The sequence below is a fragment of the Aeromonas sp. ASNIH4 genome, from assembly GCF_002934425.1.
GTDB classification, from domain to species: Bacteria; Pseudomonadota; Gammaproteobacteria; order Enterobacterales; family Aeromonadaceae; genus Aeromonas; species Aeromonas hydrophila.
This window is the reverse complement of sequence record NZ_CP026217.1, coordinates 1,863,515-1,880,149: the sequence shown is the minus strand read 5'-3', so window position 1 is coordinate 1,880,149 and position 16,635 is coordinate 1,863,515. Positions and strand designations below refer to the sequence as shown.

Annotated in this window: 11 protein-coding genes; 6 read left to right on the top strand and 5 right to left on the bottom strand. The window is 59.0% G+C overall.

Annotated features, from left to right (window positions below; all coding sequences use genetic code 11):
• Positions 1 to 138: 138 nt before the first annotated feature.
• The 4 genes from C2U40_RS08645 to guaB form a co-directional block, all read right to left on the bottom strand.
• Positions 139 to 3,990 carry a hypothetical protein gene (locus C2U40_RS08645; RefSeq protein ID WP_103827600.1) on the bottom strand — a complete coding sequence of 1,284 codons (3,852 nt, stop codon included), beginning with the start codon at positions 3,988 to 3,990 and terminating at the stop codon, positions 139 to 141.
• A gap of 298 nt (positions 3,991 to 4,288) precedes the next feature.
• Positions 4,289 to 4,561 carry a hypothetical protein gene (locus tag C2U40_RS26495; RefSeq protein WP_042065037.1) on the bottom strand — a complete coding sequence of 91 codons (273 nt, stop codon included), beginning with the start codon at positions 4,559 to 4,561 and terminating at the stop codon, positions 4,289 to 4,291.
• A 378-nt stretch (positions 4,562 to 4,939) separates the two neighbouring features.
• A complete protein-coding gene (gene guaA, locus C2U40_RS08635; protein ID WP_076360617.1) occupies positions 4,940 to 6,529 on the bottom strand; it encodes a glutamine-hydrolyzing GMP synthase in 1,590 nt (529 codons plus the stop codon).
• A gap of 83 nt (positions 6,530 to 6,612) precedes the next feature.
• The gene (gene guaB, locus C2U40_RS08630; RefSeq protein WP_011705859.1) at positions 6,613 to 8,076 is read right to left on the bottom strand and encodes an IMP dehydrogenase; all 1,464 of its coding nucleotides are present in this window, start codon (positions 8,074 to 8,076) and stop codon (positions 6,613 to 6,615) included.
• Positions 8,077 to 8,541: 465 nt separating this feature from the next.
• On the opposite strand from guaB, the gene C2U40_RS08625 reads away from it, so the two are divergent.
• The 6 genes from C2U40_RS08625 to xseA all read left to right on the top strand — a co-directional run bounded on the left by C2U40_RS08625 (position 8,542) and on the right by xseA (position 15,163).
• A complete protein-coding gene (locus C2U40_RS08625; RefSeq protein ID WP_199773243.1) occupies positions 8,542 to 10,410 on the top strand; it encodes a potassium transporter Kup in 1,869 nt (622 codons plus the stop codon).
• 250 nt (positions 10,411 to 10,660) lie between these two features.
• Positions 10,661 to 11,446, top strand: a complete 786-nt coding sequence (locus C2U40_RS08620; protein WP_103827598.1) for an energy transducer TonB — start codon at positions 10,661 to 10,663, stop codon at positions 11,444 to 11,446.
• A 2-nt stretch (positions 11,447 to 11,448) separates the two neighbouring features.
• Positions 11,449 to 12,204 (top strand): MotA/TolQ/ExbB proton channel family protein, encoded by a 756-nt coding sequence (locus C2U40_RS08615; RefSeq protein ID WP_039213560.1) that lies wholly within the window; start codon positions 11,449 to 11,451, stop codon positions 12,202 to 12,204.
• Positions 12,204 to 12,623 carry an ExbD/TolR family protein gene (locus C2U40_RS08610; RefSeq protein WP_039213559.1) on the top strand — a complete coding sequence of 140 codons (420 nt, stop codon included), beginning with the start codon at positions 12,204 to 12,206 and terminating at the stop codon, positions 12,621 to 12,623. The genes C2U40_RS08615 and C2U40_RS08610 overlap by 1 nt, the downstream gene beginning before the upstream one ends.
• Positions 12,624 to 12,761: 138 nt before the next feature.
• A complete protein-coding gene (locus C2U40_RS08605) occupies positions 12,762 to 13,691 on the top strand; it encodes a DMT family transporter (RefSeq protein WP_103827597.1) in 930 nt (309 codons plus the stop codon).
• A 107-nt stretch (positions 13,692 to 13,798) separates the two neighbouring features.
• Positions 13,799 to 15,163: an exodeoxyribonuclease VII large subunit gene (xseA, locus tag C2U40_RS08600; RefSeq protein ID WP_103827596.1), complete on the top strand. Its 1,365-nt coding sequence runs from the start codon at positions 13,799 to 13,801 to the stop codon at positions 15,161 to 15,163.
• Positions 15,164 to 15,235: 72 nt separating this feature from the next.
• Here xseA and hutW read toward each other — a convergent pair whose 3' ends face one another.
• Positions 15,236 to 16,606, bottom strand: coding sequence for a heme anaerobic degradation radical SAM methyltransferase ChuW/HutW (gene hutW / locus C2U40_RS08595; protein ID WP_181014779.1), 1,371 nt, complete (start codon positions 16,604 to 16,606; stop codon positions 15,236 to 15,238).
• Positions 16,607 to 16,635 lie beyond the last annotated feature (29 nt).

Genomic DNA, 16,635 nt, shown 5'->3' with positions numbered 1-16,635 from the left:
ACCCCAGCAAATTAACGAAACACGTAGGGTGCAATATTGCACCGTTTGCTGAGTAGCTGTTGTGCAAGGTATGAAACACCAAATTAGAGGTGCATTCACGCTGTTCATTACACCCTACGGACTTGAAACGAGTGCTTTTTATTCAAACCGCTGCTCATGCTCCACATCCTCCCGCTGCTCTCGTTCTTTCTGGCGCTCGATTAGCTGAACCAGGTTTGCAGAGACTGTTTGAGCCGCAGTCGAAATATCTGCTCTTTCATGTTCAACCAACTTATGAATTGCCTCCGCTCTGGACTGCATTACTTTGGCTCGGCTACCAGACCAAGATGAAGGAGTGACACGCTCGGCGAATATTTCCAGAACAATAGCAGGGTCAGGAGATGACTCAAGCAGCCTGAGAGCTAACTCTGACATCTCAAATCCTTCAATCTCTTCATCCTTTTTCCACAAGTTAATGCTTGCTGCAATAGCCCCCCACACGCGGGGCTCATTTCGGGCACAACACCACGAAATCAGAAAATCCATATTAATATGGGCAAGAGGTGAGAATCGTAAGTCTCTATTACAAATAAAAAACTGCCGTCGTTCTTGTTGCTCTTCAGTGCCTTCAAAGACTCGATTTAAAAATGCTTCTGGCATCAGCGCAGCTGTTGTCTCAATGGCGCTTTCATATGAATGAACGTAACCATAGTGCAGATCAACAACAGCAAAGATCACGTCCAACCACTCCTGTTTTTCGGACTCATTGCCATCGAAACGTAATGCAGCATTGATGACGCATTCCATGCTGTAGCCTCTTGTCCCGCTAGGATCGTTGTGATCTTTTGGCAAATTTAAAATTGCAGCCCTAAGACCTATATGACGAAAATCGAGCCCCAACGTATCCACCATCACATCTTTGTCATGAAGGAGCATGCTTAGCGCCTCCAGCACCACATCACTGCCGCCAGGTTTACTCAGGAGTCGCATTGCAAGCTCGAGTATTCTCTCTCTCGGCAAGGATGCATACTCGTTTCGCCATAAGATTGGTTCATACATATTTAGGTCAATATCAGGGTCATCCAGAAGCATTAGGCAACGATCCAAGTCGGCTTCAGTAAACTTTCCCCAAGGATGTAGATAAACCAATGCCCGCCGAAGCACAGGATGTTGGGCACACTGGTCGAGCAGTTTTTTAGTCAGCAATGAATTGATAGAATTAACCTCTGTGATGAAGCCATCAAAGATCCCAAAATTCCAGCTTGCCTCTGAGTGCTGCTCCAACTGCTCGACTAGTTGCTGCCAAGTAGCCAACAAGTCATGCGATTTCTTCGCTAATCCCTTCCCAAATGCAGTGCGATTAGGCATCCAACCATTTGAAAAAAGGTGTGGTCCTAACACATCTAACGTATGGCCTGATGCCGCAAATTCCTTACCTAGCCGGAATGCCTTAGCTTCAAGTCGTTGCCTAGCTTCATCATATTTATGGATTTTTTCATGATCAAAACTGGCATCCAGAGCCCAATAGTTTTGCCCCTTGCTCAACACATAAGTAAGGATTGCCGAAATCAAATCATGTGGCTCTAGCTCTTTCTCCAAGGCAGCAAGATTATCGGGTATGGGCTCGATATTATTCGCGTTTCTACGCTCAGTATGATCGAAATAGATCGTAGAGCGGACAGCTTTCCAACCATCTCCCCAAGGGCAATGTGCATGTAGTTTACGGGCAGCATCAATAAGCTTTTCCCTTATCGCGTGCTGACCCCACATCCCTCGAAATGTATTAGCCATGATCTGTCGTGCAGGGACTTCAAGAGCAGGATCGCCAGAAGTACCCAATTGTACAGCCTCATCGATAAAAGCGCGGCGCCACTGCACAAGCTCATCATGATTAGGGTGAAGTCCATAGTCTCTCGGCCGAGCACCAAACGCATTCATTCCAAAGCCAGTCCAGCGATCCTCTAGGGCTGTCGAAAGCATCTTGAAACCCAATGATCTACGTCTAGGTACATCAGATAAAAAACATTCATTCATAATGGCAATTCGCTGAACTAAAGTAGCGTGCGTACCAGACAAATATGCTTGGAAGAAATTCGTTATCTGCCTTGTCAGTGAGTTATTGCCATCGTTTTCCTTCTCATGAACAGCCATATTAACCAGGAGTTTCATGCAACGTTCAAAGGCTTTTGGTTCATATGCCAATTGACATAAAATATTAACAATTGATGTTCGGCGTGAATTACAACCCGATTTTATGTCGTTAAAGTCAGAGGCGGTGAGTACAGCCTCAATCCTGTCAAGCAAATATTCTGGTGCCACTGGTGAGATATAATCCAGCATTCGTGCCGATATCTCGTTCAATGCTGTTATATTCCCTAACAGCCCATCTGGTTCAAGCCAATTCTCCACAATCTCTTTCGCCACGGGATGCTCGTGCAACAGCCCTAACCTGTGCGCGAATGACATGAGTAAACGCTGACGCCCAGGGGTTTCAAACGTCTCTTTTAGCAGTTCAACTGGAATGCTATTCAATGCCAATGCAGCCAGCCTGTTGGCGATAGCATGAGGCAAAATGGCACGCCAATGAGCCCTCTTTTGTACGATATGGCGTTCTGACAACTTGCTTGTTGCTTGGAACAACTGCTTTACGGAATACCCCGAGATAGAACCCAATACCTCCAGTTCGTTTTGGCCTTCCTTCGCCGATGAAACCGAAAATGAATAAACCAGAGACAATATTTCAGCCTGATCCCGTAGATTATCATCCGGATTTTTCTGCTGCTCGAACAAGCGGTTAAACAACTGTGCATCTGAAAGTTGGGCCAGACTTTCACCTTCCTCAACTCTCTCTGCAATAGCCAAGGAAACCCGTGCATTCCCATCCGCAAACTCGGCTATGCGGCGGGCGTTATTTCGACCAATATCAGGAAAGCGACGAAAAAGAAGCTGTTCAGCAACCTCTGGCCCAACAGTCTCTATATGAATAACTTCTGTATATTGCGGTCTATCACCTTCTTTAATGTCATATTCAACTGTGATAAGCCTCACCTGCGAGCCGTTTGCCGTCACTTTACTGGCCAAGAGGGTATGCAATTCAGAAGGACAATTATCAAGGATCATAATGGCCCGTCGCCCCTCAGCAATCAGTCGATCCAGCATTGCTATTGCAGAGGGCTCTGGGTTTTCACCGGTATCAACATAAACTGCGATAGTACGATCGAGCGCATCTGCTCCGACTGATTCATCGAAAAGTGCCTGTACGATTCGGGTCTTCCCAACACCGGATAATCCCGTAATGCGAACAGCTTTATTGGTTGAGCGAATCAGCTCACGCATTGGCCCAATAGCATCCTGAATGGCTAGCTTTTGCCCTTTTCCTGATGGCAGAGTAATTGTCACCCCGGGAGCTGAAATCAAGGTATCTTCTGACCCCTGAGGCGGATTGCTCCAAGCACCATATGGCTGCCATCCAGAATATCCCTGCCCGAGCGTTTTTTTGGCCCAGAGCATGACTGATGGGTGCTGTCGCAACCATTGCGCCAGTTTCGAGCGGTCGTAAAAATCCAAGTGAAGATTAGAGTGGTTAGGATCATCGGCTACCGCATACTGCATTGCTTGCAGGCGATCCTTTTTCATAAGATGAGAGCAATCATCACCCAAGCTGACGATGATATAACTCCCTCCCTTTGCAGATTGCTCCGAGATAGTCGATGATAATGCACCATCAATAGTCATTTCTGAGGTTATCGCGGCCCTCGGCATTGAATGCTTTTTGGCTTGAAAAATCGTATCAGGTCTTTCAATAAAGCCAGTGCTCATTTGCTCGACCGGTGCTTTAACGTGCACATCGATACCGCCATCGGGAGCATTTATAGAGCCTGACCAGTGTACATAAGCAGGGCTATGACCGTGGGTTGCAATTTCCGCCTCAGCAAGGCGCGCTATTAACTCTTCAAGCTGGGTATCAGAGAGCCGAAGTAATTCGTCTTTCTCAATATCAAAAATCGCCACGATGCCCTCTGATGCTTCCGAGTTAGAAGGTCACTATGTTATTCGCATACAAATCCATAATCTACTTGTACAAGAAGTGGTGTGACCTATATCGGAAGGTGATTGCATTTCGAACAAAAAATATCTATCCACGTCAACAATCGTATGAGTTTCATTCCTCCACTATTTAGTTGTCCGAACAAAATTGACATGCAAACTCCAACAATAAGAAAGACGCCCTAAGGCGTCTTTCTTATTTTCAGGATTTGGAGCAAACAGGTTGGAGACTATGCCCCTCCCCGCCTTACCCGCAACCCAATCAGATCGGGGTGATGGAGGTGATATGGGCCGATCCATCCAGGGATTGGAAGATCTGCACCACGGCTTCCCCGTGGATCGGGTTGGGCAGCGGCACCATGGTTTTGCATTTGAAACGATAGTTGGTGCCGGCGACGACCTGGGTGGAGACTTCAAAGGGGGTGTACTGCACCCCGACAAATCCTTCCAGTGCCTGGTTGAATACGGCCTGATCTTTGGCGCTCAGCTTGTGGTAGGCAGTCCATCCGCCCAACAACACTGCTTGTTCTGACATAACAAACCCTCCGTGATCTCTTGTCCCTACTCGTTTGGCTGTTCGGGTTCCGCCCCGTTTATTCAAGTGGTGTCCGGACTCCACCGGGTGCCATACCAGATTTGGTATGTCCGGTGTCGACAGTGCACATGAAGACTTTGCTGTCGTCACCCTCCCCTGCTGCCATGACCGCCACCTCACAGCGCCGGTCTCAATTGGCATGGCTGAGCCTAGTGCGAGATCCATAAAACACCCCCTGTCAGATATGACAGAGGCAGGGAGGCGAGAAAGCGGCTAGCGAGGGGAAAAGTGAGGCGCAAACGATTGGAAAAAGAAAAGACGCCGCAAGGGCGTCTTTTTTACATTTTTATGCTTGAAGGACGAAAGGGCGTTAGCCGCTTATTCCCATTCGATGGTTGCGGGCGGCTTGCCGGAGACGTCGTACACCACGCGGGAGATGCCGTTGATCTCGTTGATGATGCGGTTCGACACGTGACCGAGGAAGTCGTACGGCAGGTGGGCCCAGTGGGCGGTCATGAAGTCGATGGTCTCGACGGCGCGCAGCGCAATGACCCAGTCATATTTGCGGCCATCGCCCATGACGCCAACGGAGCGCACCGGCAGGAACACGGCGAACGCCTGGCTGACCTGGTTGTAGAGGTCGGCCTTGCGCAGCTCTTCGATAAAGACCGCATCGGCCTTGCGCAGCAGATCGCAGTACTCTTTCTTCACTTCGCCAAGCACCCGCACGCCCAGACCCGGGCCCGGGAACGGGTGACGGTAGAGCATGTCGTAGGGCAGACCCAGCTCGAGGCCAACACGGCGCACTTCGTCTTTGAACAGCTCGCGCAGCGGTTCCACCAGACCCATCTTCATCTCTTCCGGCAGGCCGCCGACGTTGTGGTGAGACTTGATGACGTGGGCCTTGCCAGTCTTGCTGGCAGCGGATTCGATGACGTCCGGGTAGATGGTGCCTTGCGCCAGCCAGCGGGCGTTTTTCAGCTTTTTCGCTTCATCGTCAAACACTTCGACGAAGACGCGGCCGATGATCTTGCGCTTGGCTTCCGGCTCGTCGATACCCGCCAGGGCAGAAAGGAAGCGCTCTTCGGCATCGACCTTGACGATGTTCAGACCAAAGTGATCGCCAAACATCTCCATCACCTGCTGGCCTTCGTTCAGGCGCAGCAGACCGTTGTCGACGAAGACACAGGTCAGGCGATCGCCGATGGCGCGGTGCACCAGCATGGCAACCACGGAGGAGTCGACCCCGCCGGAGAGGCCGAGGATCACCTCGTCGTCACCCACCTGCTCGCGGATGCGGGCAACGGCGTCGTCGATGATGGTGGCCGGGGTCCACAGGCATTCGCAGCCGCAGATGTCTTTGACGAAGTGCTCCAGCATGCGGGCACCCTGGCGGGTGTGGGTCACTTCCGGGTGGAACTGCACGCCGTAGAAACGCTTGGCTTCGTTGGCCATGGCCGCGTGCGGGCAGGTGGCGGTCTGGGCGATGGTGGTGAAGTCGGCCGGGATGGTGGTGACCTTGTCGCCGTGGCTCATCCACACATCCAGCAGTGCATTGCCGTTGTCGGCGATGGCATCTTCGATGTTGCGCAAGAGGGCACTGGTCTTGCCAGAGTTGCCCAGCACTTCCACCTTGGCGTAGCCGAATTCACGCTCGGTGGAGGATTGCACCTTGCCACCCAGCTGCTCGGCCATGGTCTGCATGCCGTAGCAGATGCCAAACACCGGCACGCCGGCGTTGAACACGTACTCGGGCGCGCGCGGGCTGCCCGCTTCGGTGACGGACTCGGGGCCGCCGGAGAGGATGATGCCGCTCGGATTGAATTCGCGGATCTGCTCTTCGGTCACATCCCAGGCCCACAGTTCGCAGTAGACGCCGATTTCGCGCACGCGGCGGGCGATCAGCTGGGTGTACTGGGAACCGAAGTCGAGGATAAGGATACGGTGCTGGTGAATGTCTTTAGTCATTTTATTCCTGCATCAGGCTGCTGTTGTCACAAAAAGCACGGGATAAAAAAGGGGTGGAGAAACGGGGCCGCAGCCCCGTTTTATCAGCCCATCCGATAGTTGGGGGCTTCTTTGGTAATGGTCACGTCGTGAACGTGGGACTCTTTCATCCCGGCGCCGGAGATGCGCACGAATTCAGCCTTGGTGCGCATGTCGTCGATGGTGGCGCTGCCGGTCAACCCCATGGAGGAGCGCAGGCCGCCCATCTGCTGGTGGATGATCTCTTTGAGACGGCCCTTGTACGGTACGCGGCCTTCGATCCCTTCCGGCACCAGCTTGTCGGCGGCGTTGTCGGTCTGGAAGTAGCGGTCGCTGGAGCCCTTGGACATGGCGCCCAGAGAACCCATGCCACGGTAGGATTTGAAGGAGCGACCCTGATAGAGCTCGATCTCGCCCGGCGCCTCTTCGGTACCGGCGAACATGGAGCCCACCATGACGCAGCTTGCGCCGGCGGCGATGGCCTTGGCCACGTCACCGGAGAAGCGGATGCCGCCATCGGCAATTACCGGGATACCGGTGCCTTCCAGCGCGTCGACGGCGTCGGAGATGGCGGTGATCTGGGGCACGCCCACGCCGGTCACGATACGGGTAGTACAGATGGAGCCCGGGCCGATACCCACCTTGACGGCGTTGACGCCGGCAGCGGCCAGCGCCTTGGCACCGGCGGCGGTGGCGACGTTGCCGCCGATGATCTGCAGATCAGGATAGGCTTCGCGGGTCGCCTTGATGCGATCCAGCACGCCCTGGGAGTGGCCGTGGGAGGAGTCGATCAGCAGCACGTCCACACCGGCTTCCACCAGGGCGGCGACGCGCTCTTCGTTACCTGCACCGGCACCTACGGCAGCACCCACCCGCAGACGACCCTTGTCATCTTTACAGGCGTTCGGCTTGCGCTCGGCTTTCTGGAAGTCTTTGACGGTGATCATGCCCTTGAGCTTGAAGTCGGCGTTGACCACCAGCACCTTCTCGATACGGTGCTTCTGCATCAGGCCAACCACCTCTTCGCGGGGGGCGCCTTCACGCACAGTGACCAGACGATCCTTCTGGGTCATGATCTGTTCGACAGTCTGGGAGAGATCGATCACGAAGCGCACATCACGACCGGTGATGATGCCCACCAGCTGATTGCCCTCGGTCACCACCGGATAACCGGCGAAACCGTTCTTGTGGCTCAGCTCTTTGATCTGGGCGATGGTCATGTCGGGGCGTACGGTGACGGGGTCAGTGACCACGCCGCTCTCGTACTTCTTGACCTTGCGCACTTCGGCAGCCTGCTGCTCGATGGACATGTTCTTGTGGATAAAGCCGATACCGCCTTCCTGGGCCAGTGCGATAGCCAGACGGGCTTCGGTCACTGTGTCCATGGCAGCGGAGATCATGGGGATGTTCAGGCTGATGGCAGAGGTCAGCTTGGTACGCAGATCGGCAGTATTGGGAAGAACTTCGGAGTGGGCGGGAACCAACAGTACATCGTCGAAGGTTAACGCTTCTTTGGCAATCCTGAGCATGGCAATATCTCACCGTTGAGGAAGTGGGGGTGTAAAATATTGCCGACGAAGTTTACTCACGCATTGGTCACTGGTAAAGAAGTTTTTTGAATTTTTTATGGCGTTTTGGCCTTTTCAGCCGCCAAGCCGCTAAAAAACCAACATTTTCAGTCGCAAAACAGCCTTTTGGGGACAAAAGAGTTGTCTCATTGCGGTTTTATGCAAAAAAGTTCCCGTTTCATTTTTTCACACAACCCCGCTTCCCCTCCCCCGTTGCAGACCGTTTGGTTCTGCTCAAGCGCACTCGACAACCAGCTCATGCGCGCTTGGCCGTCCCCCTCAAACACTAAATCAGGCAGAGCAACATCCGGGGTATTTCACCCAAATCGGCACGCCCAACGCAGGGGCCTTTTCGTGGCGCGGGTTTCCTTTGTGCCTGTGCCTGCGTATCATGATTAACAGTCTGAATTGAAATGGAATTTCATGATGAGCCACGGACACCAGCAAGGGCGCATGGCCATTACCCTGGCAGCACTGGGGGTCGTCTATGGCGATCTCGGCACCAGCCCGCTCTATGCCCTCAAGGAGAGCTTCGCCGGACACCTGGGTCTGCAGCCAACTCCGGAGGGGATCCTCTCCATCGTCTCCCTCTTCTTCTGGACCATCATGATCGTGGTCTCATTCAAATATGTGCTGCTGGTGCTCCGGGCCGACGACAAGGGAGAAGGGGGGATCCTCACCCTCGCCTCACTGGCCTCCCGCCGCCTCCCGGCCAAGCCGCGCGCCCTGCTCATGCTGCTCGGTCTGGTCGGCGTGGGGCTGTTTATCGGGGATGCGGTGATCACCCCCGCCATCTCGGTGCTCTCGGCGGTCGAAGGGTTGCAGGTGATCACCCCGGAGCTGGCGCCGTTCGTGCTGCCCATCACCCTCACCGTGCTGGTGAGCCTGTTCGGGGCCCAGCATTACGGCACCGCCGGCATCGGTCGCCTGTTCGGCCCCATCATGCTGCTCTGGTTCGGGGTGCTGGCGGCGCTCGGGGCTTATGAGATAGCGCAAAACCCCGCCATCCTGCAGGCGGTCAACCCGCTCTACGCCCTCGATTTCATGATCAGCCGACCGGGTATCGCCTTCATCACCCTGGGGGCCGTCGTGCTCTGCGTCACCGGGACGGAGGCGCTCTACGCCGACATGGGCCACTTTGGCCGTGGCGCCATCCAGCTGGCCTGGGGTTCTCTGGTGATGCCAGCCCTGCTGCTCAACTACTTCGGCCAGGGAGCCCTGCTGCTGCGCAATCCTGCCGCCATCGAGAATCCCTTCTACCTGCTTGCCCCCTCCTGGCTGGCCTTTCCCCTGCTGATCCTCGCCACCCTGGCCACCGTCATCGCCTCCCAGGCGGTGATCTCGGGCACTTACTCGGTGGTGCGCCAGGCCATTTTGCTCGGTTACCTGCCGCGCCAGGAGATCCGCCACACCTCGGAGCACGAGATAGGCCAGATCTACCTGCCGCTGGTGAACTGGCTGCTGCTGGGGGGCATCGTCATCGTCATCCTCTGGTTCCAGAGTTCAAGCAACCTGGCCGCCGCCTACGGCATCGCGGTGACCGGCACCATGGCGCTCACCACCCTGCTGTTGATGGTGGTGGCCGCCCGCCGCTGGAAGTGGTCGCGCTGGCTGATTGCGCTGGTGTGCGCACCGCTGCTGCTGGTCGATGTCACCTTCTTTGCCGCCAATACCACCAAGTTTCTGGCCGGTGGCTGGCTCCCCATCCTGTTTGCGCTGCTGGCCATCATAGTGATGACCACCTGGAAGCGCGGACGGGAGCTGGTGCTCGACAAGCTGGAGCACAAGTCACTGGCGCTGAAGGGGTTTGTCGACAACATGCAGGCACACCCGCCGCTGCAGGTCCCCGGCACCGCCGTGTTTCTCTCCAAATCGGTGCAGGTGGTGCCACACGCCATGCTGCACAACCTCAAACACAACAAGATCCTGCACGAACGGGTCATTTTCCTGACCGTTCAGATCAAGGACGAGCCCTGGCTCTCCTTCAAGGAGCGCATCGAGCTCACCCACCTTGGCGAGGGGTTCTGGCAGGTGGTCGCCCACTTTGGCTACAAGGAGGTGCCCTCCATGGAGGAGATCTTCCAAGCCTGCGCCCAGGAGGATCTGAAGGTCACCATGGCCAAGACCTCTTTCTTCCTCTCCCACGAGAACCTGGTCAGCACCGATCTGCCCGGCATGGCGCGCTGGCGGGAGGGCCTGTTCGTCTGGATGAACCGCAACTCCCTCAAGGCGACCGACTTCTTTCATATTCCCGCCAACCGGGTGGTGGAGCTGGGGGTATTGCTGGAGCTGTGACGCCGCTAGCCAACAGGGGGAAAAACCGGTGCGAACACACACCGCTCAACCCATTGCCAGTCGGGAACGCAGCTTGCCGGCCCGGCTTCTTATATTCTGCGAGCCAGCCTCGTCACGATTAAAATACGATTGATAATGGTTGTTGTTTGCGACACTCGTTGTCAGGCATGCTAGCGGCCTGACGCCTGTTCTGGCGCCTTCACACTAGCCGTTTGAGTATGAATATGAAGACCTGGAAGGGAGACAAGTGATGGACTCCTGCAGCCCGAGACCAACACTGCCCGCCAACGATCCCGACGCCGCCCGTCTCGTTTGCCTTGCCATCGCGATCGCCCTGCATCTTGCCGCCTTCTGGTGGCTCTATGCGCACCAGCCTGCGCCCATCACCCCGCCCTTGCCGCTGACCCTGTCGGCCCGCTGGGTTGGTGAGGCAGCGACCAATGACGCGCCAGCCAAGGCGGCCCCGGCCCCTGCTCCCACAGCGCAGCAAGTACAAAAAGTGCAGCAAAAAGCCAAGCCATTGCCGACACCCAAAAAACCGCCGCTCAAGCCAGTCAAGAAAAGCGTCAAACCGGTGGTCAAACCGCTTAAACACCGTACCCCGCCGGTGCAGCCCGCCAAGGTCATGCCGGTGAGCAGTCCGCAACCGCCGGTCACCGCGCCCGCCCCTGCAGCGGCAACAACGGCCACACAGGCGAGTGGCGGAAGTGCCAGTCAGAATCCTGCCCAGAAGGCTGGCGGCGGCGCGGGCAACAGCGCCCCCATCGCCCGCGATGCCCGGCTCAACAACCCCGAGCCCCAATACCCCTATGAGTCGAGACGACGGGGAGAAGAGGGGCGGGTCATCCTCAATGTGCGGGTGACGGCCGAGGGCACCGCCGCCTCGGTGGAGGTGGACAAGAGCAGCGGCTATCGGCGGCTGGACATGACAGCCCGCAAGACCGTCAGCCGTTGGAAATTCATTCCTGCCAAACAGAACAACGTGGCCGTCGAGGCCTCGGCAAAAGTCACCATCATTTTCAAATTAAGGGCTTGAACATGGATCCTGAAATCGCAAGCAACGGCATGGGCATCGCCCACCTGCTCAGCCAGAACAGCGGTGTGGGGCTGATCCCCTTCATCCTGCTGGTATTGATGTCCCTTGGCACCTGCTATTACGCCCTGCTCAAGGGCTATCTCGCGCAGCGGGAACAACGCCTCAACGCCCGCTTCATCGCCGATTTCTGGCAGCACGACAGCGTGCAGGAGATGGAGCGCCAGCTGGCCCACCTGCCGCCGCAGGAGGCCTATGGCCGGCTGACCAGCGCCGCGCTGGCGGCCGTGGCCCAGCTGAACCGGGCCGAGGAGCGTGCAGTCAGCTGCAAGCTGGGCTCGCCGGATGAATATCTGCTGCGCGCCATGCGCCGGGCCATCACCCAGGAGCGGGTGCGGCTGGAGCAGGGGCTGGCCTTCCTCGCCTCGGTGGGCTCGGCAGCCCCCTTCATCGGGCTGTTCGGCACCGTCTGGGGTATCTACCACGCCCTGCTGGCCATCGGCGCCGCCGGTCAGAGCAGTCTGGACAAGGTTGCCGGCCCCGTGGGCGAGGCGCTGATCATGACCGGCTTCGGCCTCGCGGTCGCCCTGCCGGCCGTGCTCATCTACAACTTCTTCGTGCGGCGCAATCGCCTCAGGCTCGCGGCGCTGGAGGAATTTGGCCACGATCTGTTCACCCTGCTGGTGACCGGCTTCGAGCAGGTCGCCACCAACAACGTCACCCCGCTGGTCGAGCGGGAAACCAGACAGGGGCGCGGCTGATGGCATTTGGCAAACTGTCGGACGAAGGGGACGATCAACCCCTCTCCGAGATCAACATGATCCCGATGATCGACGTCATGCTGGTGCTGCTCATCGTGTTCATGATCACCGCCCCCCTGCTCACCAACGCGGTCAAGCTGGAGCTGCCAGAGGCCAGCAGCCAGCTCAACCAGCCAGACAAGCAGGACATCAACCTCGCCATCGATAGCACCGGCAAGATCTACTGGAACGATCAGGAGGTCGACGAGGCCGCCCTGCTCGCCAAGATGGAGAGCGCCGGCCAGGCCGAGGGGGAGCTGCCCGAGATCCAGCTGCGCATCGATCGCAAGGTGGAGTACGGCATCATCGCCAGGGTGATGGCCCAGGCCTCCCAGCACGGCCTGCACAAGATTGCTTTCGTGAGCCAGCCGGAGCCGTAACGCTCCCGTCACCCACACACCGGTACGCCAGGGCATGGATGCCCTGCTGCCATCCAGGCAGTTGCCAGCACAGGCACCTTGTCGGCATCATGCCGATGCAGCGCCAATATTGGCCACCATCACCTCAAGGACGACACCATGAAACCTGCCGATTACGGGCGCCTGCTCCTGCTGGCCGCCATCTGGGGCGCCAGCTTCCTGTTCATGCGCATCGCCGCCCCGGCGTTTGGCGCCGTCAACACCACCTTCCTGCGGGTCCTGTTCGCCCTCATCGGGCTTGCCGTCATGCTCCTGCTGCTGCGCGCGCCCATGGGGTTTCAGGGCAAGCTCAAGTCAGCCATGCTGCTCGGCGTCATCAACTCCGCCATCCCGTTTCTGATGTACGCCATCGCCGCCCTCTGGCTGCCGGCCGGCTACTCGGCCATCCTCAACGCCACCACGCCGCTGATGGGGGCCCTCATCGGCTTTTCCTGCTTCAACGAGCGCCTTGACAGGCGCAAATGGCTGGGGGTGGTATTGGGGGTGCTCGGGATCAGCCTCATCACCACCACCGGCGAGGTGAGTGCCGGTGGGCATCTGCTGCCCGGGGTGCTGGCCTGCCTGTTTGCCACCGCCTGCTACGGCCTCGCCGGCTTTCTCACCCGCAGCTGGATCACCCATCGCGGCGGGCTCGATGCCAAGCTGGTGGCCTTTGGCAGCCAGCTGGGTGCCAGCCTGTTCCTGCTGCCCTTTTTCGCTTACCAGCTGGCCGCCGGCCCCGCGGTCGACTGGGCCGTGCCCACCGCCTGGGCCAGCGTACTGGCGGTCGGCGTGGTCTGTACCGCCCTCGCCTATCTGCTCTATTTTCGACTGTTCGCCGATATCGGCCCGCTGCGCAGCCTCACCGTCACCTTCCTCATTCCCCCTTTTGGCATCTTGTGGGGCGCGCTGGTGCTGGGCGAGACCTTGAGCCAGGGCTTCGTGCTGGGGGGCCTAGTCGTCTGCCTCTCGGTCTGGCTGGTGACCAGCCAGGCCAGCACCCCGGCCGTTCAGGCCCAGGCGCAGCCTCAGGATCCGGACGCACGTTGAACCCGACAGGGCCAGCGCCGCTCGGCGTTCGCCCCGAACTGCGTTAAGATGGCGCCATTGTTTTATGCCCCCGCCCCCAAGGCGGGGCACACAGTGCAGGACCAGCCTTGAACTACCGCAACGAACCGAGTCAAAGCAGACAACAGCAGGTCTTTACCGTCACCCGCCTCAACAGCGCCGTGCGCATGATCCTGGAGCAGGATCTGGGGCTGGTGTGGTTGACCGGCGAGCTCTCCAACCTGGCGATGCCAAGCTCCGGCCACTGGTACTTCTCGCTCAAAGACATGTCAGCCCAGGTGCGCTGCGCCATGTTCAAGGGCAACAACCGGCGGGTGGCGTTCCGCCCGCAGGATGGCATGCAGGTACTGGTGCAGGCGCGGGTCTCGCTTTATGAGCCGCGCGGCGACTACCAGCTGATCATCGAATCGATGCAGCCGGCGGGCGACGGCGTGCTGGCGCTGCGCTTTGAGGAGCTCAAGCGTCGCCTTGGCGCCGAGGGGCTGTTCGACGAAGGGCGCAAGCGGCCGCTGCCCCGTGAACCGCGCGCGGTGGGCCTCATCACCTCCGCTACCGGTGCTGCCCTGCATGACATGCTGACGGTGCTCAAACGGCGCGCGCCGGATCTGCCGGTGTTTATCTACCCGACTCAGGTGCAGGGGAGCGCCGCCATCGGCCAGATCGTCTCTGCCATTGCCCTGGCCAACCGCCGCGCCGAGGTGGATGTGCTGATCGTCGGGCGCGGCGGCGGCTCGCTCGAAGATCTCTGGTGCTTCAACGAAGAGGCGGTGGCGCGCGCCATCGCCGGCTCCGCCATCCCGGTGGTGAGTGCGGTGGGCCACGAGGTGGATGTCACCATCAGCGACTTTGCCGCCGACTTACGCGCCCCGACCCCGTCGGCAGCCGCCGAGCTGGTGGCGCCGGATCAGAGCGCCCGCGCCCAGCGCCTCGCCCATCTCAAGCAGCAACTGCTGCAGGCCATGAACCGCCAGCAGACCGCCGCCCGCCACGATTTCATCCTGCTGCAAAAGCGGCTCGATCATCAGGATCCGAAGCGGCGGCTGGAGCAGCAATCCCAGCGCCTCGACGAGCTCTCCGCCCGTTTGCAACAGCTGATGAATCACCGACTGCATCAGGGGGAGCAGCGCCTCACCAATCTGGAGCTGCGCCTGCAGGGCAAGAGCCCGGAGCGCTTGCTGGCCGCCGGCAAGCGTCGCCACCAGCTGGCCGAGGAGCGCCTCCATGCCCTCATCGCCAAACGCCGGGATCTGGCCGACCACCGCCTCGCCATGCTCAGCGCCCGCCTCGACGGGGTGAGCCCGCTCGCCACCCTGGGGCGCGGCTACTCCATCACCCGCACCGCACGTGGCGAAGTCATTAGCCGCGCCGCCCAGGTGGATGCCGGCCAGACGCTGGTCACCCAGCTTGCAGAGGGGCAACTGCGGGTACGGGTGGAAGAGGTCCACCAGCCATAACGAACAAGGGGGCACATCAGGTGCCCCCTTGTTTATCATCCTCTCTTTGTCAGGCCCTCTCGGCCAGTGCACTCACACCAGCGAATGGCGCACCGCCTGCGCCGGATCGGCAGGTGGCGTACCCGACCCCGCCAGCGGGTTGAGCTGCAAGTATTCAAACAGTCCGGCCTGCAGATTGACGTTCCAGAAGCGTCCCGCCAGGGTGAGCTCGAGCCGCGCCTCGCTCAGCGTTGCCAGTCCGTGCTGCTGCCAGGCCTCGAACAAGGGGTGCAGATGTACCCGCAGCGGCGTCGGCAAGCGGGCCAGCGCCAGCCAGCCGCTGTCGAGCGCGCCGCGCAGCAGACCATCGAGGCGGCCATTTGGATTGCGCCCCATCACCATGCCGGGGGCCCGCTGCTCCGCCGCCAGCGCCTCGTGCCAGAGCGCCAGATCCCGGCCATACATGAGGCCATGCCCATGCACGTTGCCGCCAGCCCCGGCCCCGAAGGGGAGGATCTCGGCGCCGCGCTTGGCCATCTGGTTGTAGCGGCTCTGTTCGGCCTCGCCGCGCCGCCAGTGGCTGCAGGAGAGCCGCTGCCAGCCCCCCTGCTCCAGCGTCTGGGCGCCATAGGCATACATGGTGGCCCGCTGCTGGCCATCGGCGGCCCAGCCGAGTTTGCCCTTTGCCTCGGCACGGGCCAAATTGGTGCCGGCCATGGCGATGAGCTGATAGAGATCCACCCCGTGCACCCCGCTCGCCATCACGTCCGCGATGTCCTGACGCCACACGGCATCATCCTGGCCCGGCAAGCCGAAGATGAGATCGGCCACGATCACTGCGTCGTCGTGACGGGTCAGCTCCCCTAGCCGGGTCAGCAGGGTCTCCCTGTCGTCGAAGCGGGCCGCCTCCTGGCGCACCTCGGTGTCAAAGCTCTGCACCCCGAACGAGAAGCGGTTGAAGCCGCCCGCCAGCGCACTGTGCCACTTGGCATCGTCAAAACCGTTGAGGCGCCCCTCCAGGGTCACCTCCGCATCCGAAGTCAGAGGAAAACGACGGATGGCAGCGGCCAGCATCGCCAGCTCGTCGGCGCTCATGTCCGTCGGCGTGCCGCCCCCCACATAGACGGCCGAGAAGGGGCGGCTCTGGGTGAAGGGTGTCTCGGCGGCCTGGGCAAGCTCGCGGCAGAGCGCGTCGACATAGCGGGTGATACGGGCCGGGTTGGCGCCATTTTCAAAGAAATTGCAGAAGCTGCAGCGCTTGCGGCAAAACGGGATGTGGATATAGAGCGCTCGCTCGTCCGCCTCGCTCTCGCGGTGCCACCAGGCTTGCCAGTCGGCATGGTCGAGGGTGAGCGGGCGCATGCCGCCGCGACTGGCGTGGGCCGAGGTCTTGGCGCCAAAGGCGAACTTGAGGGGATCCGGGGTGGCAAGACCGGTCATGGTCGGAGTCAGCTGTGGTGTCATCGCAGGCAAGGTTATCAAGTGAAATAATG